Source organism: Hypnocyclicus thermotrophus, assembly GCF_004365575.1.
GTDB lineage: Bacteria > Fusobacteriota > Fusobacteriia > Fusobacteriales > Fusobacteriaceae > Hypnocyclicus > Hypnocyclicus thermotrophus.
The window spans coordinates 25,067-47,853 of record NZ_SOBG01000006.1; the positions used below are offsets into that span (position 1 = coordinate 25,067).

A 22,787-nucleotide genomic window follows, 5' to 3' on the forward strand; every position below is an offset into this window, starting at 1 on the left:
TTTAAAAATAATATATTATTTTTTACGACTTTGACCACTGCTAAAAATTCTATCATAGTTTATTATCTCCTTAAAACAAAAAAATTATACTAAAAGATAATATCAGAATAACATTTTTTTATTTTTTTGTCAAGTTTTCATAATAAAAGAGCTTTGTAAATACAAAGCTCTTTTAAAACTATCTTCTATTCATCATCATATGCATTATTCCGCCACCATTTTCAAGATTTGTAAATCCTAATCTTGATAAAATTGATATAGCGTATGAACTTCTACTTCCAGAAGCACAATATAATATTATTTTTCTATTTTTAGGTCCTAATTCATCTACTCTATTTAATAATTCATCTAAAGGTATATTTATAGCTCCAGGATATGCTCCACTTAAAAATTCTCCTGTTGTTCTAACATCAACAATTAAAGGTTCGTTTAAATCTACTTTTTTAGTCTCTTTTACTTTTTCTTCTTTTATTTCTTCTTTTTCTATTTCATTAATATCTTTTTTTTCTATTTCTTCTAAATTCACATCAAAATTTTTAGGAGTTATTGCCATAGCATAATTAGCTATACTCATAAATCCTCCACTTACATTAATTACATTTTTATATCCAGCTCCAATTAATGTTCTTAATGCTTGATGTCCTTTTTTACCATTATAATCATATAAAATTATTAATTTATCTTTAGGAATTTCATTTAATTTTGTAGCAAATACTTCAAGTGGTATATTTTTAGCTCCTTGAACATTTGCTTTTTCATATGCAAATAAGTCTCTTACATCTATCCATAGTGCATTTTTATTTTCTAAATATTCATCTAATTCAGCTACTGTTAAAGATGGAGAATATCCAGTTATTCTATTTTCTGCTGCATATGCTGCCATATTTATAACATCATTAGCAGTTCCAAGTGGTGGTGAGTAAGCAAAATCAACATCTGCTAATTCATAAATAGTACGACCTGTTGCTGTTGCAACTGCAAGAACATCTAGTCTTCTATCCGCTCCTTGATATCCAGCTGTCTGTCCTCCTAAAATCACTCCTGTTTCTTTATCATAAACAATAGTTACAGTTACATCTTTTGACCCTGGATAATATGAAGTATGATGTTCTTTATGAACTGTAATTGCATCTGCATTTATTCCAAATTTTCGAGCTGCTTTTAAAGATAATCCTGTAATTCCTGCAACCGCTTCAAATACCCTAACAATAGATGTCCCTATTGATCCACTATATTTATGGTTTCCACCTAATGCATTTTCTGCAGCTATTCTTCCTTGTCTATTTGCAGGTCCTGCAAGAGGTATTCTTACTTTTTTACCACTTACTCTATGTTCTAATTCTACCATATCACCTGCAGCAAATATATTTTCATCGCTTGTTTTTAAATATGAATCAACTAATAATCCACCAGCCTCTCCAATAGCAAGCCCTGTTTCTTGCGCAAGTTTTAATGTTGGTTTTACTCCTATTGACATTATTACCATATCTGCATCTATTTTATTTCCATCATTTAATACAACATTTTTTCGAGAGATTTCAGTTACACTTTTATTTGTATAAAGTTCTACACCATACGATATTAATTCTTTTTGAATAAATCCAGCTATCTCTGCTTCCATTAGTGCCATTACATGTGGTTGCATTTCTACTAATGATACTTTTAATCCTCTTTTTACTAATGCTTCAGCCATTTCAAGACCAATAAATCCTCCACCAACAACAACAGCTGATTGTGGTTCTTCATCCTCTATATATGAATGGATTTTATCCATATCATCCAATGTCCAAAGTTGAAACACATGATTTTCTTTTGCTCCTGGAATTGGAGGTGCTATAGGACGTCCTCCTTGTGCAAGTATAAGTTTTGTATACTCATACTCTCTTTTTTCTCCTGTTCTTGAATCTACAGCATAAACTATTTTATTCTTTCTGTCAATTTCAGTAGCTGTCGTATGAATATCTACTTTTATTTGATATTTATCATAAAAACTTTCTGGACTTTCTAAAATCAATTTTGATCTATTTTTTATATCTCCTCCAATATAATATGGTAATCCACAATTTGCAAATGATATATCATTTCCTGATTCTAATATTGTTATTTCAGCGTCACTTGATACTCTTCTAGCTTTTGCTCCTGCTGTTGCTCCTGCAGCAACTCCTCCGATTATTAATATTTTTTCCATAAATCTCCTCCATTATTCTATATTAATATATTACAATATTATAATATATCAGTATTTTTATTTTGTCAATAGTTTATTTTTATATAGTTATAATATCCTTTTATTCCTTGAACTCCTGTTTTATAAATGATAAAATTAATATATAATCTAATATAAAATAGGAGGAAATATGACTATCGATAAAAATATTATAAGAAAATTTATGCAAGAAGAGTATGAAGGTTATTTAGTTTATAAAAAACTAGCAAAACTCGAAAAAAATCTAGAAAATTCTAAAATTTTAGATAATATAGGAGAAGAAGAATTAAAACATTTAGAAACTTGGAAAACACTTTTAAATGAAAAACCTAAAATTAGGATTTTTAAAGTATGGTTTTATATTTTTATTGCTAGATTTTTAGGTCTTACTTTTGGTATAAAATTAATGGAAATAAATGAAGATAAAGGAAAAAATGCTTATTTAGAAATATTAAAAAATAACTTAGATAAAGATCTAGCAACTAATATTCAAAAAATGATTGATGATGAAGACAAACATGAAAAATTACTTATTAATATGATAAATGAAGAAAAGTTGGATTATATTGGTTCTATTGTTCTTGGACTTAATGATGCTCTTGTTGAACTTACTGGAACTCTGGCCGGACTTACTTTTGCATTGAAAAATACAAAATTAATCGCTATGTCTGGATTAATTACTGGAATTGCAGCTTCGTTTTCTATGGCTGCAAGTGAATATTTAGCGACAAAAGCAGAAGGCGATGATGATGCATTAAAATCTAGTATTTATACAGGAATTGCATATATTTTTACTGTTATAATTCTAGCTTTACCATATCTTGTATTAAAAAGTTATTCTTCAGCCCTTATACTTACATTAATATTTGCTTTACTTATTATTTTAGTATTTAATTTCTATATTTCTATTGCAAAAGATTATAATTTTATACATAGATTTTTAGAAATGGCACTTTTAAGTATGGGTGTTGCAGGTTTATCATTTATTATTGGAATAATCGTAAAAAATTTATTAGGAGTAGAAATATAGGAGAAATTTATGAAAAATATTAAATTAATTGTGTGTGACCTCGATGGTACTTTACTAAATAGTAATCATGAAATATCTGATTTTAACATAGAAATATTAAAAAAATTAAAAAAAAATGGACTTGAAATAATTTTAGCTAGTGGTAGAAGTTATGAGGCTATGCTACCTACTATAAATAAACTAAATCTAACTAATGAAATTATTAGTTATAATGGTGCTGCCATCTATAAAAATAATAATTTGATTTTTCAAAAAGTTTTATCTAAAAATATTTCTAAAGAACTTATTAATATAGGAAAAACAAAAAATATCTACTTCCATGCTTTTCATAATTTCAAGTGGTATATTGAGGAGTTTACAAATGAAGCCAAAGAATACAAAGAACGTTCGGGCTTACAAGAACATTATATAGATTTTTCTACTCTAGAAAATCCAAATTTTCTTAAATTAATGTATATCTCTTCAAAAGAAAATATAGATATCTTAGAAAAATTTTTAAAAGAAAAATACAAAAATACAATATATTTAGGTCGTTCTAATGATAATTTTCTTGAAGTTATGCATAAAAACGTCTCAAAAGCTAATGCATTAAAACAAATATTAAAAAATAAAAATTTTAACACTGAAAATATCATGGCTTTTGGTGATGGTTTTAATGACTATGAAATGTTGAAATATGCTAAAATAGGTGTTGTTATGGATAACGCTAATAAAAAATTAAAATCTCTTATAAAATATAAAACTATTTCTAATGATGAGAATGGTGTAGGTATATTTTTAAAAAAATTTTTTAATTTATAAATTTTTTAATTTAATAAAAAAAAGTGAGTAAATTTTATCTCACTTTTTTTATTAAATTAATCAAATTTTTATATTATTCTCTCTTTATGCCTAGCAGCATGGCAATTTATATTTATAGCTACTGGCATCGATGCTATATGACATGGATGGGATTTTATTTTTACAGCAAGTGCTGTTGTATCACCACCAAATCCCATAGGCCCTATATTCAACTTATTTATTTCTTCTAATAATTCATTTTCTATTTTAGCTAATTCTTTATCTTCATTTATATCATCTATTTTTCTAAAAAGCGCTTCTTTTGCTAAAATAGCTGATTTTTCAAAATTCCCACCTATTCCAATTCCTACTATTATCGGTGGACATGGATTCCCACCTGCATTTTTTACAAAATCTATTACAAAGTTTTTAATTCCTCCTATACCATCAGATGGCTTCATCATTTTAACAGTACTCATATTTTCACTACCACCACCTTTTGGAGCAAAAATAATTTTTAATTTATCTCCAGCTACTAATTTTGTATGAATAACTGCTGGCGTGTTTGTTTTTGTATTTTCTCTAAATATAGGACTTCTTACAATCGATTTTCTTAAATATCCTTCACTATAACCTTTTTTTACTCCTTCATTTATAGCTTCATATATATCAAAGTCAAAATATATTTCTCTTCCTATTTCTAGAAATACTACTGCTAATCCTGTGTCTTGACACATTGCCATCTTTTCTCTACTAGCTATCTCATCATTTTTTATTATTTCCTCTAATACATTTTTACCCAACTTATTTTTTTCGTTATCTTTTGATATTTTTAATTTGCTTATGACATCTAATGGTATATTATGATTTGCATCTACACAAAGTTTTGCTACTTCTTCTATTATTAATTTTTTTTCTATTTTTCTCATTTTATTCTCCAATTATCTTTGATAATTTGGTGCTTCTTTTGTTATACTTATATCATGTGGATGACTTTCTTTAAGACCTGCTCCAGTAATTTTTACGAATTTACCATTTTTTATTAAATCATCAATAGTAGGCGCTCCACAATATCCCATTCCAGCTCTTATTCCTCCACACATTTGAAATATTACATCTGATAAACTTCCTTTATATGCTACTTTTCCTTCTATTCCTTCAGGTACAAGTTTTTTTGCATTATTTTGAAAATATCTATCTTTACTTCCTCTTTGCATAGCAGCCATTGAGCCCATCCCTACATATATTTTAAATTTTCTTCCTTCGTATATTATTTCTTCTCCAGGTGCTTCATCTGTTCCTGCAAGTAATCCTCCTACCATAACACAATTTGCTCCTGCAGCTAAAGCTTTAACTATATCACCAGATAATTTTATACCACCGTCAGCTATAACTCCTATTTCCATTTCTTTTAAAACTTCATATACATCATTTACTGCAGTAAGTTGAGGAACCCCTACTCCTGCTACAACTCTAGTTGTACAAATAGAACCTGGTCCTACTCCTACTTTTACAGCTGTTACTCCTGCTTTTACTAAATCAAGAGCAGCTTCTTTTGTTACAATATTTCCACCTATAATATCTAAATCAGGAAATTTATTTCTTATTTTTTTTATAGTTTCAAGTACTCCCCTAGAATGTCCATGTGCTGAATCTACAGTTATTATATCTACTCCTGCTTTTACAAGAGCTTCTACTCTTTCTAAAGTGTCGTTCCCTACTCCTACAGCTGCACCAACTCTAAGTCTTCCTTTTTCATCTTTACATGCTAATGGAAATTCCTCTGCTTTATCTATATCTTTTATAGTTATTAATCCTTTTAACTTATTATTTTTATCCACAATTGGTAATTTTTCTATTCTATTTTCTAACAATATTTCTTTTGCTTCTTCTAAGGTAGTTCCTTCGGAAGCCGTTATTAAATTTTCTTTAGTCATTATTTTTTCTACATTTTCATCTAAATTTTTTCTATATTTAAGATCTCTATTTGTGATTATCCCAACTAAAGTTCCATCATCTTCTACTACAGGCAATCCAGATATTTTATATTTGCCCATAATAGTATCTGCATCTAAAAGAGTTGAATTTCTATGAAGTGTTATAGGATCTGTTATCATCCCACTTTCATTTCTTTTTACTTTATCTACTTCAGCCGCTTGTTCTTCTATAGTCATATTTTTATGTATAAATCCAAGTCCGCCTTCTCTTGCAATTGCAATCGCTAATCTTGCTTCTGTTACTGTATCCATTGCAGCACTTAAAATAGGTATATTCAATTCTATTTTTTTAGTAAGTTTTGTTTTTAATGATACTTCATGAGGCAACACCTCTGATTTTTGTGGCACCAATAATACATCATCAAATGTTATGGCTTCTTTTATTATTTTCCCGTTTAACATTATTCCTCCTTAAATATCATCTTTTATTATTTTAAATTTCTCTCTTTTTAATTCTCTCAAAATTGCGCAAAATTCTATTTTTTTATTCATTACAAGTGGTATTATATATTGTTTTTTTTCTACTGTAATAATATCTAAGCAAGCCTCTATTTTTTTAGTTCTAGGAATAACCATTTTTTTTAACTCTATACTATCTATACTACTAATATTAAATCTAAATGTTTTTGTAATTATCTCATCATTTTTCTTATCAATAATAAGCCTAAAAGTAAATACTTCTTGTACTATTAATATTCCTGTATAAAATATAAGCGCTCCAAGTATTGCCGAAATAGATAATTTTTTATTTACAATATCAGCCATATAATATAAACCTATTAAAATTAACGGTAATCCTGTTCCTATTTTAATAATTTTTGTTCTAAAATTAAGAGAAAATTTATATTTTTCTTTATCTAAATTTACCTCTTTTTTTTCTACATTTTTGACCAAATCTTCATAAAAAAACATAGTATCAACTCCTCTTATAATATTTTTTATATGATACTATATTTCATTATATTATGTAAAGGATTATTCCCATTCAATAGTTGCAGGTGGTTTAGAACTTATATCATAAGCAAGTCTATTTATTCCTTTTACTTCATTAATTATTCTATTTGATACTTTTTCTAAAAGTTCATATGGTAGATGCGACCATGTAGCTGTCATAAAGTCTGTTGTATTAGCACTTCTTAATACTGCGGTATATTCATATGTTCTTTCATCACCCATTACTCCAACTGATTTAACTGGTAAAAGTACTACAAATGCTTGACTTACTTTATCATATAATTTATTTTTTCTAAGTTCTTCTATAAAAATATCATCTGCTTCTCTCAAAATATCTGCTTTTTCTTTTGTTACTTCTCCAAGTATTCTTATACCAAGACCTGGTCCTGGAAATGGATGTCTATCTATCATATATTCAGGAATTCCTAATTCTTTTCCTACTTTTCTTACTTCATCTTTAAATAATTCTCTAAGTGGTTCTAATAACTCAAATTCCATTTCTTCAGGTAGCCCACCTACATTATGATGTGATTTTATTGTTGATGATGGTCCTTTTATAGATTGTGATTCTATTACATCTGGATAAATTGTTCCTTGTGCTAAAAAATCTGCATCTTTAAATTTTTGTTTTTGTTCTTCAAATATATCAATAAACTCTTTTCCAATTATCTTTCTTTTTTCTTCTGGATCAGTTATTCCTTTTAACTTTGTTAAAAACCTATCTTCTGCATTTATACATTCAATATTCATTTTAAAATTTTTACCATATGTTTCCATTACTTTTTTTGCTTCATCTTTTCTCATAAGTCCTGTATCTACAAAAAAACAATTTAAATTATCTCCAATAGCTTTATGTATCAATACTGCTGCTACTGATGAATCTACTCCTCCAGAAAGAGCTAAAATTACTTTTTTATCTCCTACTCTTTCTCTTATTTCTTTTATTGTTTTTTCTATATAATTTTCCATTGACCAGTTCTTTTCACATTTTGCTATTTCAAAAACAAAGTTTTTTAATATATTTTTACCATATACTGAATGTGTTACTTCTGGATGAAACTGAACTGTATATATTCTTTTTTCTTCATCAGCAAGTACTGCTATTGATGAATCAGTATGAGCTAATTTTTCAAATCCAGGTGCTATTTCTACTACATGATCTGCATGACTCATCCATACTTGTGATTTTTTAGGTATTTCATTAAAAAATTTACTTTTATTTTTATCAATTATTAATTCTGCTTTTCCAAATTCTTGCTTATCAGCTTTATCTACTTTACCACCAAGTAAATGCATAGTAAGCTGCATTCCATAGCAAATCCCAAGTATAGGAATATTTAACTCATAAATTTCTTTATCTAATGTAGGTGCCTCTTCTAAATATACTGATGCTGGGCCTCCTGATAATATAATTCCTTTTGGTTTCATGGATTTTATATCTTCTATTGGTGTAAAATAAGGTACTATTTCAGCATATACTCCCATTTCTCTAATTCTTCTAGCAATAAGTTGATTATATTGTGAACCAAAATCTAAAATTAGTATACTATCTTTATACATCTATTTTCTCTCCTTAAATTAAAATTGTTTATAACAAAAAACCTAAGTATATACTTATCCCATGGTGAAAGTATATACTTAGGCTAACTAAATATAAAAACTTTCACTCATAGAAGATTGATTTACGGTCAATCGTAGAAACACCAATCCTTATTATTGGCTTATATGAATGAAGTATTCATTATTCTATTTTTAAATTTATAAGATAATATCACAAAAACAAAACATTGTCAACACTTTCGATTGTTAAAAATCTTTTTATAATATTATTTAAGTTTGAAAAATTTTAGTTCATTATCTAGATCTCTATTTTTTTCTAATATATCCCTAATTATTTCTAATTTATCTTTTAGTATTAAGCTGATATTTTCTCCTAATTCATCTGTTTTAATTCCATATGATTCTATAGTTGTTGAATTATTTGCAATATTCTCCACCGCTTTTGCTATTTCTTCTACCGCAAGCATTTGTTCATTTAAATTTGTGTCTATATCTTTTATTTTTTCATCTGTTGATTTGGATAAATCAACCACTTTATTTAAATTATCTACTAAATCTATAATTCCTTTTTCAGCATATATTATTTTTTCTTTTACTACTTCATTTCCTTTTGCAACAATTTCTACTTCTTTTTGTATTGTAGTTGTTATTTCATCTATTTTTTTAGTTTCACTACTTGTTTGCTCTGCTAATTTTCTTATTTCTTCTGCTACTACGCTAAATCCTCTTCCGGCTTCTCCTGCTCTTGCCGCTTCTATTGCTGCATTTAATGCAAGTAAATTTGTTTGTTCTGATATTGCATTTATTGCTACTGTTATATTCCCTATATCTTTTGATATATTTACTAAATCTTTTACCTTTTCATTGGTATCTATTACTTTTTTAGTTACATCATTCATATCAGTTTTTACTATAGTACCAAACTCAATTCCTTGTTTTGCAACATCTAACGTTACCTTTGAATTTTCTAATATTTCTGTATTAAATTCTCTTACCGTTCTAACAGATGCAGATACTTCTTCTACACTTGCTAATGTTTCTTCTGTACTTGCTGTTTGATCCCTTACTTGATCTAGTATGTTTTCTATCATATTTTTTAATATAAATATACTGTCTTTTGTTTCACTATTTATTATAGTTGTCATATCTTCTTCTAATTCTATATTTTGAATATTAATATCTTGTGATAAATTATGAGCTTTATTTATTGTAATATTTAATTTATCTATTAAATTATTAATTCTTTCTGATATAGTATTTATCTCATCTTTTGTTTTTATATTAGTTTTAAAAGTTAAATCTCCATTTGATAGTTGATCTATATCACTTGTTAATTTTTTTATTGGCTTTGCAAATGTATTTCCTATTATACTAGAAGTTATAGCTACTATTATTAAAATAAATATATTTATTATAAATAATAAATTTCTAAAATTTATTATTGGTCCCATTATTTCTTCTGTATAAGTACCACTTACAATATACCAATCTAAATCTTTATAATATTTTGAATTTACAATTTTTTCTCTTGCTATTTTATCATTTGGATTTTTCCAATAATATATTGTATTCCCTTCTTTTTTATCTATTATATCTTTTACAAACTCTTTTCCATTTATATCTTTTGCATTTAATATGCTTTTTCCTTCTATTGCTGGATGAATTACAAGTACACCCTTACTATCCATTATATATGTATATCCTGTTTTTCCTATTTTTACTGATAATACTTTATCCCTAAAGTCTTCTTTTTTTATTAACTCTTTAAATTCATCTTTATAACTAGTTGCACTTATTAAAAAATCCCATGGTTTAAAATATACTCTATATAAAGCTTTCTTTTTCCCTTTATACTCATATTCTATATATTCATTTTTAGATTGTTCTCTTCCTTTAATGTCCTTATATAAAGATGAAACTTTTCCTATTACGCTTTTTTTAGGATGAATTAATATTTTACCTGTTTTATATGACATTACATATGGATACCCTGTTTTTCCTATTTTTTGACTTAATATAATTCGAGATAATTCTTTTTTTGCTTCAGCTTCTGTTAATTCACCATTTTGTACTTTTTTATAATATTCTTTTACAATATCTAAATTCTTCTCCGCTATTCCTCTTAAGTAGCTTTTTACTGATACATTCACACTTGTATCAACCATATTATAAGTTAATTCATTAATTCTTTCAATATCACTTATTATTTGCTTTCTTAATAGTGCTTTACCAAATTGATAAACTAAAATATTAATTATTAATAATATGAATATTGTTATACTGACAAAAATAATACTAATTTTTTTACCTATTTTCATTTTTACCACACTCCTTATAATAACTTATAATAAAAAAGGGTATATAAAATTACATACCCTAAATAATAATTAAACTATATTAACAACTCTTTTACTGCATCATCTTTATATTCAAGATTATGTATTGAGTTAATGTATCTTATAGTTTTTGTTTTTCCCCTAATTAAAAGTGTTTGAGTTCTAGCTATATTTCCATTTCTTTTTATCCCTTCTAAAAGATCTCCTTTTGTTATTCCTGTTGCTGAAAAAACTATTTCATCATCTTTTACCATATCATCAATTGTTAAAACTTTTGTTATATCTATTCCCATTTCTTCACAACGTTTTTTCTCAAAGTTACTTATTTTATCATTTTCTAATGATATCCCTTTTACTTCCCGTCTTAATTTAAGTCTAGCATTCATGTCACCACCAAGAGCTTTTAATGCTGCCGCTGATACTACTCCTTCTGGTGCTCCACCTATTCCATATAAAAAATCTATTCCTGAATCAACTATAGCTGTCAATAATGACCCCGCTACATCTCCATCAGGAAGTGCATATATACTCACACCCATTCTTTGTAAGTCTTCTATTACTTGATAATGTCTTTGTTTATATAATATTATCCCTTTAAGCTCTGATACCTTTTTATTCATTTTTTCTGCTATATTATTTATATTTTCCATAAGTGGTAAATTTAAATCTATTGCACCTTTAGCTCGTGGGCCAACTATTAATTTTTCCATATACATATCTGGTGCTTTTAAAAAACTCCCTTTATTTCCTGCTGCAAGTACTGCTATTGCATTTGCTTGCCCTTGTGCAACCATCCTTGTTCCTTCTACAGGATCTACTGCTATATCTACTTGAGATATATTTTCAATTTCTTCATATTTACCAACTTTTTCACCAATATAAAGCATTGGTGCTTCATCAATCTCACCTTCACCTATTACAATTTCACCTTCAATTTCAATTTCATTAAGCATATTTCTCATTGCATCAACTGCTGCTTGATCTGCCCCTTCTTTGTCTCCTTTTCCTATCCATTTATATGCTGCAAGGGCTGCTGCTTCTGTAATTCTAGCAAATTCTAACGCTAGTTCTCTTTTCATTATTCCTCCTACTCTATTATTCTATAAATTTTTTCATTTTCCTTTTTCATATCTAACAAATTTCTAGCTTTTTTTTCTATAATATCTAAATTTTCTATATTTTTTAATTCTAATTGTAGTTTTGAATATGTTTTTTCAAGTGTATTTATTTTTAATTCATTATTTTTAATTTTCAAATTAAGTTTATTTATATCATATAATACATTTATTATAGGAAATAGCCACCATTTTATCATAACTATTATTATTAATATAATAAGCACAATCTTTAATTTAATTCGTGTTTTTACTAACATTTGGAACCTCGTTTTTTTTAGTCATTGTTTCAACTATTTCTTTTACACGAAGCGGATTTATTTTGGAAAGCTCATCAAGTATAAGTGCTACTTTTTTTTCATCCATTTTTTCAAATATTTTAGAAACAATATCTAATTCCATATTATTAACAGCTATTGCTACTGAATTTGGTTGCATTTTAGCATATATGTTTGAAAATTTTGTTATATTTTCATCTTTAGCTGAATACTCCGCATTTAATTTTTTTAATATTTCTTCCTTTTTTATTAATTCTTCTTCTTTTTGTTGAAGCTCTTTTTCTTTTGTTAATAATTCTTTTTCTAATACTTTTACATCCTCTTCTCTTTTTGTTACTGCCAATTCTTTTAATTCAATTTCTTTTCTTTTATTTTCAAGAATTTCTTGATATTTCAACATTGTATTTTTTAATCTCTCTTCTTCTGTTAAATGAATATTATAACTATAACTAATATAATTACCTATATAAGGTAATTTTGCTATATTTGAATCTTTAGATATTACTTTACTTAAGTTTAATACTCCTATTATATCTAAAAATATTATTCCTCCTATTAATGTAAAAAGAAAAATTAAAAACATTATAATAGTTAGTATAAAGTATTTCATTCCATTATTTTTTTTCTTTATTTCTTTTTTATTTTCAGCCATTATTAGTTTCTCCTATTATATAAATTATTACTTAATTCATCTATTAATTTATCTTCTTTTTTCTGCATATTTTTTTTATATTCTTCAAGCTGTTTTTCTTTTAATTTCTCAAATATTTTTCTTTCTTTACGTATTTCAAAAAATTCTTCTCTCGCTTTTTCAAGATTTTTCTCTATAATATTAAGCTCTTTATTAAATTCTTCTATTTCATTATTTATTTTTAATATAAAATTATTATAATTTTTTAAGCTATTTATATCTATATTCCCAACTTTATAAGCTTTGAATTCTTGATGTAATTCTGCTTTTCTATTAATTAATATTTCTTTTTCTTTAAGTTTTTTATTTTTTTTCTCTTGAATTCTAAAATATATATCTTTTGCTTGATGCTCTTCTTCCAGTTTATAATCTAATGCTTTTTGAAATTTAAATTTAAACATTTTTTATCCCTTTTTAATTAAAAAGATTTATTAAAATATCTTTAGTATCTTCAAAATTACTTTCTTCATGTATACCTTGCTTTAAAAAATTATTTACTTCTTCTATTTTTGATATAGCATAATCAACTTTTGGATTACTTCCTTGTTTATAAGCTCCTATGCTTATTAAATCTTCAACTTCATTATATGTTGCTAATACTTCTCTTAATTTTTGGTTAGCTTCTAAATGCTCCTTTGAAACTATATTATTTATAACCCTAGATACACTAGCAAGTACATCTATTGCAGGATAATGATTTTTTTCAGCCATTTTTCTAGATAAAACTATATGACCATCTAAAATCCCTCTTACTGTATCTGCTATTGGGTCATTTAAATCATCACCGTCTACTAATACTGTATAAAGTCCTGTTATCGTTCCTTTATCTGAATTTCCTGTTCTTTCTAAAAGCTTTGGAAGTTCTGCAAAAACACTTGGTGTATAACCTCTAGTAGCTGGTGGTTCTCCTACCGCAAGTCCTATTTCTCTTTGTGCCATAGCAAATCTCGTAAGTGAATCCATCATAAGCATTACATTATAACCTTTATCTCTAAAATATTCTGCTATTGCCGTTGCTGTAGAAGCACCTTTAAGTCTTACTAATGCTGGCTGATCAGATGTAGCAACTACTACAACTGTATTTTTCATCCCTTTTTCTCCAAGATCCTTTTCTATAAATTCTCTTACTTCTCTTCCCCGTTCTCCAATTAATGCTATTACATTTATATCTGCTGAACTATTCCTAGATATCATCCCAAGTAATGTTGATTTCCCTACTCCAGAACCAGCAAATATACCTATTCTTTGTCCTTTTCCACAAGATATATTAGCATCTATTGCCCTTACTCCTATATTAAGAGGTTCTGTTATTCTTTTTCTAGCTAATGGATTAGGTGCTTGATTTTCAAGTGGCATATATTTTTCTATTTCTATTTTACCTTTATCATCAATTGGATTTCCAAGCCCATCTATTACTCTTCCCAGTAATTTTTTACTCACTCCTACACTAAGGCTTCTACCACTAGGAATTACTTCACATCCATGTCCTATTCCTTTCATATCCCCAAGTGGCATAAGAAGTACTTTATTATCGTTAAACCCTACTACTTCTGCATCTATTTTTTTATTTGAATTTAGTAACTTTATATAACAATGTTCTCCTAGATGTACTAGTGGCCCAGAAGATTCTATAGTAAGTCCTACTACTCTTACTACTCTCCCAACAGATTTTATAGTTTGAATACTATCAACTATTTCATTATATCTATCAAAATCTATTTTCATCTTCTCTCCTACTCTTCATGTAGTTTATCTATTATAGTTTCTAATTGTGTTTCAATACTTGCATCTACTCTTCCCATTTGTGTTTCTATTACACACCCTCCTGGAGTTAAAGTTTTATCCTCTAAAATATTAAATTCTTCTATATTATAAAATTTACTTTTCATTTCTTCTTTTAATTCTTTTGCATATTGAACTTGTTCCCAATTTACATAAACTGTAATTTTTGGTGAAACAGATATATTTTTTAAAGCTTCTAATAAATTTTGTTTTAATATTTCTTTATTATTTACTTCTATTTTTATGACTTTTTCTGCTACTTTTATTATCAAATTTATTATTTCTTCTTTAGAATTATTTAACATAATCTCTTTTTCATTCATTGCTTCTTCTAAAACTCTTTGAACGTTTGAAAAAACATTACTCGAATTTAATAAAACTTGATTTTTCCCTGCTTCATATCCTTCTTGATATCCTTGATCCCAAGCTTTAGCTTTTATATCATTACTTTCTTTTTCAGCCTCAATTCTTGCTTCTTCTATTATTCTATAAGCTTCATTTTCTGCTTCTTGTTTTAATTTTTCCATTTGTATTTCTAATTCTTTTAATTCATTTTGTTTTGAAAGTAATATTTCATCAAGTTCAAAATTATCAAATTCATCTGATTTTTCTTCTGTTTCATCATAGTATTCTTCTTCGTAATCAATCTCGTTTTCTATTTTTTGTTCATTTTTTTTAATTAAGTCTTCATTTTCTTTTGCAACTGTATTTTTTTTATGTTTAATTACTACAGGTTCTGTATTTTTTTTTACAAAATTACCCTTAATTACATTAAACAATTAGCTCATCCTCACTTCCTCTAGCTATTTGAATTTCACCTGATTCTTCAAGTTTTCTTACAACAGCAACAATTCTTTGTTGAGCTTCTTGTACATCTCTTACTCTTACAGGTCCAGTATATTCCATATCTTCACGTAAATTATCTGCAGCTCTTTTAGACATATTTTTAAATATTTTTTCTGCAACCTCTTCACTTGATCCTTTAAGAGCCATAGTAAGATCTTTATTTTCTACATTTTTAAGTACTTGCTGTACTGATTTATCATCAAGCAAGATAAGATCTTCAAATACAAACATTTTCTTTTTAACTTCTTCAGCAAGTGTTGCTTCTGCTTCTTCTAATCCTTCTATAATAGTTTTTTCTGTTGTTCTATCTACATTATTTAATATTTCAACTAATGCATCTATACCACCTGTCATAGTATAATCTTGACCCATAACTGTTGAAATTTTTCTTTCTAAAATTCTTTCTACTTCTCTTATCATCTCTGGAGAAGTTCTTTCCATTTGTGCTATTCTTCTTGCAATATCTATTTGCTTTTCTGAAGGTAAATGTGACATAATCTCTCCAGCTTTATCTGCAGGAAGATAGGATATTATAAGTGCTATAATTTGCGGATGCTCTCCAGATATAAAGTTAAGTATTTGCTCTGACTCTGTTCTTTGAATAAAATCAAAAGGTCTAACTTGAAGATTTGATGTAAGTTTTGTAATAATCTCTACAGCTTTATTTTCACCTACAGCTTTTTGAAGTAATTCTCTTGCATAATTTATACCACCTTGTGATATATATTGTTGAGCTACCATCATTTCATTAAATTCTTCATATACTTTTTCTTTTTGATCTAACTGAACTTTATTAACCTTTGCTATTTCAAATGTCAGATCTTCTATTTCATCAGGTTTTAAATATTTAAAAACTTCTGCAGCTGCATCTTGTCCTAATGCAATCATAAGTATTGCTGCTTTTTGTTTCCCTGTTAATTTTTCTGCCAATTTTCTTTCCCCCTAATCTTCCATTAACCAATTTCTTAAAAGATTGGCTACTTCTTCAGGTTTTTGGATTGCTATTTGTCTAATTTGATTTTCTTGATCTGCTCTCTCTTGCTCCTCTATGCTCATCGCTTCTTCATTTAAATTTACGTCATCAAGCTGAGGTAATAAATCAGCAATTGCTTTTTCTTCTCTTTCTTTAATTCTTTTACTTTCAAGTCTTTTAAATAATAATAATGCGCCTCCCGCTATTATTAGAGTAATAATAATAAAATAAATTCCTATCAATTGATATTTTTTCCATTTTTGTTCTTCTGCAATAGAATCATTATATCTTTTTGCTATTTCAAAATTAAATGGTAATACCGTAACATTTATTTTATCTCCTCTATTTTCATTAAACCCAACTGCTGTTTTTACCATGTTTTCAAATTGTGTTATTTCTGCTGGCGTTATATTTTCTTTATCTTTAAAATATACAGAATCTTTATTTAATGTAACTGATACTGTCATTCTTTTAATATTTCCAATAGATTTTTCATAAACTGTATTTTTTTTATCTAATTCATAATTTTTTACAACATTATTTTCTTTATAATTACTACTATTACTTTCTTCTTTCCCAACATATCCTGGTATATTACTTGTTGTTCCTGGTACTCCACTAGCTACATCATTTACTCCACCACTTACTTCTTTTAAATTATTTTGTTCACTTCTTATAAGTCCTTGTGTTAATTGTTCACCTGATACAGTTGGTGTAGTATAACTTTCTGTTTGATAACTTTCTTTATTAAAATCTAATTCCACACTTACTTTTACTCTATAGTTTCCACCACCAAGAACATTTAATACCCCATTAGCACTTCTCTCTAACTTTTTTTCTATTTCTTGTTGTAATTCTATTCTTTTTCTAGATGCTAAAGATCCTTCTTGCGAAAAATCAACCATATCTGAAAGTATATTTCCAGAAGTATCTACAACTTCTACATTTTCTTTTGGCAAATTTTCAATAGCTCCTGCTACTAGTACAATAATACTTTTTATATTTTCTTCTTTTAAAGTTTCAAATGATTCTAGTTCTATTAATACTGATGCTTTTGCTTCTGTTTTTTCATTAGCAAAAGGACTATTATTAGCTGGTGTTATATTTACTACCGCTCTTTTTACTTGACTAAGAGACTTTATAGTTTTTTCTAATTCACCTTTTTGTGCTCTCAAAAACATCATTTGTTTATCAAATTCAGTAGCACCAATTTTTGAATTATCAAAAATTTCAAATCCTACTGCTGAATCTGGTAAAACTCCTTCTTTACTTAAATCTAGTCTAATAGCATATTTTTGTTCTTTTGGTACTTCTATTACTGTACCATTACCTGTAATTCTATATGTAATACCCCTTTTGTCTAGACTAGCTTTTATTTTAGCTGCATCTTTTGATTCTAATTCTGTAAATAATGGCTCATAATTAACTTTACTACTTAATACAAAAAATAAAATTAAAAAAGTCAATAAACTTCCTAATAAAAAAAATATTGTAATTTTTTGAATCTTAGTTAAATTTTTCCAAATTGTTGTAAACTGATTTTTTATTCTTTTGAAAAACTCATTCATTTTTTATTTCCTCCAAATAATATTAAATCTGCATTTTTGCGAATTCTTGATACCCTTCAATAACTTTATTTCTTACTTCTGTTACAAATAACAATGCTATTTCAGCTTTTTGGCTTGCTATCATGACCTCATGCAGATTATCTGTTTTCCCTGTTAAAAAATCAGTTGTTAAATTATCTGATTCAATTTTTAATTCATTAGCTTCATTAATTGCATTTTTTAGATAATCACTAAATTTTTCCGTCCCTTTTTTTGTGTTTTTATTTATCTCGTTGTTATTGAAAATTCCATTTATTTTATTTGTAGACTTTACTATCATTATATACTCCTCCTATTTACCTATTTGAAGTGCTGCTGTAGCCATACTTTTAGCATTAGTAACAACAGTCGCATTTGCTTCATATGCTCTTTGTGCAGTAATCAAGTCTACCATTTCGTTTATTGTATTTACATTTGGCATAGCCACATATCCTTTTTCATTTGCATTTGGATGATTAGGATCATATACATATCTAAAAGGTGTTTTGTCCTCTATAACTTTTGCTACTTTTACTCCTTCGCTTTTAGAAATACTTGCCTCTTTGCTATCTATATTTATATTCATTGGTACTTTTAATTCTTTTTTTAATTTTTCTTCAAATACAACTAATTTTCTTCTATATGGTCCTCCCTGTTCTGTTACTGTAGTATTCGCATTTGCTATATTATCTGCTATAATATCCATTCTAAATCTTTCTGCTGTCATACCAGAAGCTGCTTTATTCATAATATTAAATACACCCATTTTTAGTCCCTCCTATTTTACTTAGATTTTATAACAGATTTTAATAATGTGAAATCTTGAGATATTCTTGTAATAGCTGTTTGATATCTAATATTATTTTTAGCTTGCTCTACTTTTTCTTTTTCTATATCTACATTATTTTTATCATTTCTCATAATAGTATTTTTTTCTACTACTTCTAATGGTTTTATTTCTTTTATATTTAATGTATTAATTTTAATATGTTTTGAGTTTGTTGTTACTCCTTCTAAAGATTTATTTTCTCCAAGTGCGGTATTTAAATATTTTTCAAATTCAATATCTTTTCTTTTATAATTTGGAGTATTTACATTTGCTATATTATTTGCTATCGCTTCAGCTCTTTTATTATAAGCGTCTAATCCTTTTTCTAATATAGTAAATCTGTTATCAAAAAGTTTCATGATTTCCCTCCTTAAAAAATTTTAACTATTTTTAAGAAATTTTATATACAATAAACATTCCTAAAATAATTGATATAATATCTAAAATAAGCATAGAAAAAGTAATCCCAGGATAAATTTCTATTATTGACGCTAAAATAAGTCCTATGATAAATAAAATAGTTTGCTCTCTATGGGTTTTTAATAAAAAATCAATAATTCTTGCAAATATTACTATCCCCAATATAGCACCTATTCCAATTACTGATAATGGTAATATATTTAAGTTATTTACAAATCCTATTACATTATGGTATTCTCCTAATAATAATAATATTAATGATCCTGATACTCCAGGCATTACCATTGTTCCTGCAGCTATTATACCACAAAAAAACAATTTAATTAAGTATACAGTACTCATATTAATTATACCACTTTCAATTCTTTGAAAACCATTAAAATATCCTAAACCTATTACAATAAGCATCCCTAGTACTAAAAATAAAAAATTAATACTCTTTATTCTTACTTTTTCTTTTTTAGAAATAAAAAAAACAGATGGTATTATGAGTCCTATAAAGAAAAAATTTGTTGCTTCATTATAATTATTATACATATATTCAATAATTTTTGAAAAAATTAATATTCCTATAATAACACCTATACCAATCTGAATTAAAAATTTAATAAATTCTATTCTTTTTTTATTATCTACCTCAAAAAATTCTCCTATTGCTTCTGTTAATTTATCATAAATTCCTAATACAAAAGCTAATGTTCCACCTGAAACACCAGGAATAATATTTGCTGCTCCTATAGCACTTCCTTTTAGTATGTTTTTAATATACTCCATCTATACTCTCCTCTTTTTCTTTTATATATTCTATTGCCATTAAATACCCAATATCTCCAAAACCAGTCAATTTACCTATTACAATATCTGAAATAACAGATATATGTCTAAATTCTTCTCTTTTGTATACATTTGTCATATGAACTTCTATAGTTGGGATTTTTACCGATAATAAGGCATCTCGAATAGCAATACTATAATGAGTAAAAGCGCCTGGATTAAATATAATATAATTTATATCTTCAAAATATGCTTGTTGAATTCTATTTACAATTTCTCCTTCAATATTCGATTGAAAGTCTAAAATTTCATAATTATATTTTTGAGCTTTGATTTTTATATTATTTATTATATCGTCTAAAGTTTTGTCTCCATAAAGGCTCTTTTCTCTTTTTCCTAAAAAATTTAAATTAACTCCATTAATAACTAATATTTTCATATTTTATCCCCTATTTTTTTATAGTTTCTATTTCTTTAATAAAAGACTTTAAATCATCAAATTTTTTATATACCGAAGCAAATCTTACATATGCTACTTCATCTATTTTTTTTAATTTTTTCATTATAAGCTCCCCTAAAAAAGAGCTTTTTATTTCTCTTTTATTTGAATTTTCTTCTATTTCTACCTCTATTTCATCCACTATTTTTTCTAATTCTTCTCTTTTTATTTCTCTTTTTATTGTTGCTCTTAAAAGTCCTCTTAAGATCTTATCTCTATTCAATATTTCTTTGCTTCCATCTCTTTTTATTACATATATAGGTAATCTTTCCACTCTTTCATATGTTGTAAAACGTTCTCCACAATTTATACATTCTCTTCTTCTTTTAATAGAAAAACCTTCTTGATAATTTCTACTATCAATTACTTTACTATCCTCAGATTTACAGTATGGACATCTCATATAATCACCTAAATTTTTTCTTCTTTATCAATTAACTCTAATATCTCTTTTGGAGTTTTTGCATTAATAAGTTTATTTCTAAATACCTCTTCTCTAATTAATCTAGATATTCTAGCTAATATTTTTAAATATACTTTACTTTCTGAAGATGGCGATGCAAAAATAAAGAATAATTTTACTTTTTCTCCATCTAGTGATTCATATTCTATTGGAGTTTTAGCACTAACAAAAGCAATCGTTAATCTAGTTGCAGCTTTAGTTTTTGCATGTGGAATTGCTACACCTTTTCCTATTCCTGTTGTTCCCAACATCTCTCTTTCATTTAAATCTTTATAACACTTTTCTTTATCAATTATATTTTCTGAAAATGATAGTATTTCTGAAAACTTGTTTAATGCTTCTTTTTTATCCTCTAAATCTAAATCTAATTTTATAAGTTTTTCCTCCATAAAATCAGTAATTTTAACTAATTCCATTTAAAATATTCCTCCTCATTAACTGCTTAAAATCTATTTTTATATGTAAATGGTAATTTATATATCTTTCTAAAATAACAATAATATCAATTATTTGTTTATCATCAAATTTTAACTTATTTATTCCTTCAATGTCAATATTAAATAATTTTTCTAAATATATAACTTGTTCCTCACTTAATTTTATAATATTATAATTATTATGCTTTGTTATTTTCCCATTTATAATATCAAATTTATTTCCTTTTTCAACACTAAATAATATCCCTTCATACTTTATTATATTAAACAAATATACAGTAAGCATTATATAAATATTATTAATATTTTCTTCTTTATTTAAATAAATCAACGCTTTTTTAGTCATAACATATATTTTTTCTATCAAATTTTCTTCTACATTAATAGAATTCAAAATAAATAATATATAATAAAGTAAATTAATTTTATCTAAATTACTGTAAATTTTATTTAGATATTTATTTATTTCAAATGATTTTATATTATATTTATTGTTATTCTTATAGATATAATAGTTTGATATAACACCTATTTCTGTTGCATTTATATCTCTATTTTTCGATTTTCTTATTCCTTTAATAAATATTTCTAATATTCCTAAATCTTTTGAAAATAATTTTACAATTCTATCTGACTCATTAATATCTATTTTTTTTATTATTATACACTCTGTATTTATTATTTTTTTCATTTTTTCCCTATTCAAATAAATTTTCATCTATATTCTTATCTATCTCTATATCAAAAAAACGAATTTTTTTTATAATAATATTTTTTTCATATATCTCAATTAATTTAGGAAATTTTATTCCTCCTATCTCTTCTACATCTCTAATTAAAATACTATATCCATTATCATACTCTACTTTAATATTTATATTCTCCTCTATATCAAAATCATTTTTAATAAAATTAATATAGTCTAATATATTATCTTCTTCTATTGGCTCTTCTATATATTGTTCGAGTAAAGGATAATAAGTTTTTTTCACATTATTATTATAAATGTATTTTTCTCCTTTATTTATTTCTGGATATATAACTTCTTTATATAATTTATCTGGAAATTCTACTATTAAATTATATTTTTTGATTTTAACATTTTTTTCAATAAAAGTCTCTTCTTCTACAAAACTCTTAAAACTCTTTATATTTATTAACTCTTTTCCATATATAAACACATTAAACACTATAAACATTATACTTATTATTTTTTTCATAATGACTCTCC

Annotated in this window: 25 protein-coding genes and 1 riboswitch; of the genes, 2 read left to right on the forward strand and 23 right to left on the reverse strand. The window is 26.2% G+C overall.

Features of this window, described 5'->3' with window-relative positions; genetic code table 11:
* Window positions 1-178: 178 nt before the first annotated feature.
* The gene (locus tag EV215_RS07250) at window positions 179-2,188 is read right to left on the reverse strand and encodes an FAD-dependent oxidoreductase (protein WP_134113337.1); all 2,010 of its coding nucleotides are present in this window, start codon (window positions 2,186-2,188) and stop codon (window positions 179-181) included.
* A gap of 169 nt (window positions 2,189-2,357) precedes the next feature.
* On the opposite strand from EV215_RS07250, the gene EV215_RS07255 reads away from it, so the two are divergent.
* Window positions 2,358-3,236, forward strand: coding sequence for a VIT1/CCC1 transporter family protein (locus EV215_RS07255; RefSeq protein WP_134113338.1), 879 nt, complete (start codon window positions 2,358-2,360; stop codon window positions 3,234-3,236).
* 9 nt (window positions 3,237-3,245) lie between these two features.
* Window positions 3,246-4,037 (forward strand): Cof-type HAD-IIB family hydrolase, encoded by a 792-nt coding sequence (locus EV215_RS07260; protein WP_134113339.1) that lies wholly within the window; start codon window positions 3,246-3,248, stop codon window positions 4,035-4,037.
* A gap of 68 nt (window positions 4,038-4,105) precedes the next feature.
* On the opposite strand, the gene EV215_RS07265 is transcribed toward EV215_RS07260, so the two are convergent.
* The 22 genes from EV215_RS07265 to EV215_RS07370 all read right to left on the reverse strand — a co-directional run bounded on the left by EV215_RS07265 (window position 4,106) and on the right by EV215_RS07370 (window position 22,776).
* Complete coding sequence (locus EV215_RS07265; RefSeq protein ID WP_134113340.1) at window positions 4,106-4,945, reverse strand: fumarate hydratase; 840 nt, start codon at window positions 4,943-4,945, stop codon at window positions 4,106-4,108.
* A gap of 12 nt (window positions 4,946-4,957) precedes the next feature.
* A complete protein-coding gene (gene guaB, locus EV215_RS07270; protein WP_134113341.1) occupies window positions 4,958-6,415 on the reverse strand; it encodes an IMP dehydrogenase in 1,458 nt (485 codons plus the stop codon).
* A 9-nt stretch (window positions 6,416-6,424) separates the two neighbouring features.
* Window positions 6,425-6,925, reverse strand: coding sequence for a hypothetical protein (locus tag EV215_RS07275; RefSeq protein ID WP_134113342.1), 501 nt, complete (start codon window positions 6,923-6,925; stop codon window positions 6,425-6,427).
* A gap of 63 nt (window positions 6,926-6,988) precedes the next feature.
* Window positions 6,989-8,527, reverse strand: coding sequence for a glutamine-hydrolyzing GMP synthase (gene guaA / locus EV215_RS07280; protein ID WP_134113343.1), 1,539 nt, complete (start codon window positions 8,525-8,527; stop codon window positions 6,989-6,991).
* 90 nt (window positions 8,528-8,617) lie between these two features.
* A riboswitch (purine riboswitch) is annotated at window positions 8,618-8,716 on the reverse strand.
* Between the two features lie 77 nt (window positions 8,717-8,793).
* Entirely contained in the window at window positions 8,794-10,845 is a 2,052-nt protein-coding gene (locus tag EV215_RS07285) for a methyl-accepting chemotaxis protein (RefSeq protein WP_134113344.1), read from the reverse strand.
* A gap of 74 nt (window positions 10,846-10,919) precedes the next feature.
* Entirely contained in the window at window positions 10,920-11,942 is a 1,023-nt protein-coding gene (glpX, locus tag EV215_RS07290) for a class II fructose-bisphosphatase (protein WP_134113345.1), read from the reverse strand.
* Between the two features lie 8 nt (window positions 11,943-11,950).
* A complete protein-coding gene (locus EV215_RS07295) occupies window positions 11,951-12,238 on the reverse strand; it encodes a septum formation initiator family protein (RefSeq protein WP_134113346.1) in 288 nt (95 codons plus the stop codon).
* The gene (locus tag EV215_RS07300; protein ID WP_134113347.1) at window positions 12,216-12,908 is read right to left on the reverse strand and encodes a MotE family protein; all 693 of its coding nucleotides are present in this window, start codon (window positions 12,906-12,908) and stop codon (window positions 12,216-12,218) included. Before EV215_RS07300 ends, EV215_RS07295 begins: the two co-directional genes overlap by 23 nt.
* A 2-nt stretch (window positions 12,909-12,910) precedes the next feature.
* On the reverse strand, window positions 12,911-13,348 hold the full coding sequence (gene fliJ / locus EV215_RS07305) for a flagellar export protein FliJ (protein ID WP_134113348.1): 438 nt from the start codon (window positions 13,346-13,348) through the stop codon (window positions 12,911-12,913).
* A gap of 13 nt (window positions 13,349-13,361) precedes the next feature.
* The gene (fliI, locus tag EV215_RS07310; RefSeq protein WP_134113349.1) at window positions 13,362-14,672 is read right to left on the reverse strand and encodes a flagellar protein export ATPase FliI; all 1,311 of its coding nucleotides are present in this window, start codon (window positions 14,670-14,672) and stop codon (window positions 13,362-13,364) included.
* An 8-nt stretch (window positions 14,673-14,680) separates the two neighbouring features.
* The gene (locus EV215_RS07315; RefSeq protein WP_134113350.1) at window positions 14,681-15,508 is read right to left on the reverse strand and encodes a FliH/SctL family protein; all 828 of its coding nucleotides are present in this window, start codon (window positions 15,506-15,508) and stop codon (window positions 14,681-14,683) included.
* Window positions 15,501-16,505, reverse strand: a complete 1,005-nt coding sequence (gene fliG / locus EV215_RS07320) for a flagellar motor switch protein FliG (RefSeq protein WP_134113351.1) — start codon at window positions 16,503-16,505, stop codon at window positions 15,501-15,503. Before fliG ends, EV215_RS07315 begins: the two co-directional genes overlap by 8 nt.
* Before the next feature lie 12 nt (window positions 16,506-16,517).
* Window positions 16,518-18,116, reverse strand: a complete 1,599-nt coding sequence (fliF, locus tag EV215_RS07325) for a flagellar basal-body MS-ring/collar protein FliF (RefSeq protein WP_134113352.1) — start codon at window positions 18,114-18,116, stop codon at window positions 16,518-16,520.
* A gap of 22 nt (window positions 18,117-18,138) precedes the next feature.
* Window positions 18,139-18,435, reverse strand: coding sequence for a flagellar hook-basal body complex protein FliE (gene fliE / locus EV215_RS07330; protein WP_134113353.1), 297 nt, complete (start codon window positions 18,433-18,435; stop codon window positions 18,139-18,141).
* 12 nt (window positions 18,436-18,447) lie between these two features.
* Window positions 18,448-18,900 (reverse strand): flagellar basal body rod protein FlgC, encoded by a 453-nt coding sequence (gene flgC / locus EV215_RS07335; RefSeq protein WP_134113354.1) that lies wholly within the window; start codon window positions 18,898-18,900, stop codon window positions 18,448-18,450.
* Between the two features lie 17 nt (window positions 18,901-18,917).
* Window positions 18,918-19,322 (reverse strand): flagellar basal body rod protein FlgB, encoded by a 405-nt coding sequence (flgB, locus tag EV215_RS07340; protein ID WP_134113355.1) that lies wholly within the window; start codon window positions 19,320-19,322, stop codon window positions 18,918-18,920.
* A gap of 31 nt (window positions 19,323-19,353) precedes the next feature.
* Window positions 19,354-20,157, reverse strand: a complete 804-nt coding sequence (locus tag EV215_RS07345; RefSeq protein ID WP_134113356.1) for a DUF368 domain-containing protein — start codon at window positions 20,155-20,157, stop codon at window positions 19,354-19,356.
* Complete coding sequence (gene aroQ, locus EV215_RS07350) at window positions 20,144-20,596, reverse strand: type II 3-dehydroquinate dehydratase (RefSeq protein WP_134113357.1); 453 nt, start codon at window positions 20,594-20,596, stop codon at window positions 20,144-20,146. The genes EV215_RS07345 and aroQ overlap by 14 nt, the downstream gene beginning before the upstream one ends.
* Before the next feature lie 10 nt (window positions 20,597-20,606).
* Window positions 20,607-21,059: a transcriptional regulator NrdR gene (gene nrdR / locus EV215_RS07355; RefSeq protein WP_134113358.1), complete on the reverse strand. Its 453-nt coding sequence runs from the start codon at window positions 21,057-21,059 to the stop codon at window positions 20,607-20,609.
* A gap of 8 nt (window positions 21,060-21,067) precedes the next feature.
* Window positions 21,068-21,535: a PTS sugar transporter subunit IIA gene (locus EV215_RS07360; protein ID WP_134113359.1), complete on the reverse strand. Its 468-nt coding sequence runs from the start codon at window positions 21,533-21,535 to the stop codon at window positions 21,068-21,070.
* Window positions 21,522-22,247: a DNA repair protein RecO gene (recO, locus tag EV215_RS07365; RefSeq protein WP_166667375.1), complete on the reverse strand. Its 726-nt coding sequence runs from the start codon at window positions 22,245-22,247 to the stop codon at window positions 21,522-21,524. Before recO ends, EV215_RS07360 begins: the two co-directional genes overlap by 14 nt.
* A 7-nt stretch (window positions 22,248-22,254) precedes the next feature.
* Window positions 22,255-22,776, reverse strand: coding sequence for a hypothetical protein (locus tag EV215_RS07370; RefSeq protein WP_134113361.1), 522 nt, complete (start codon window positions 22,774-22,776; stop codon window positions 22,255-22,257).
* Window positions 22,777-22,787: the final 11 nt, after the last annotated feature.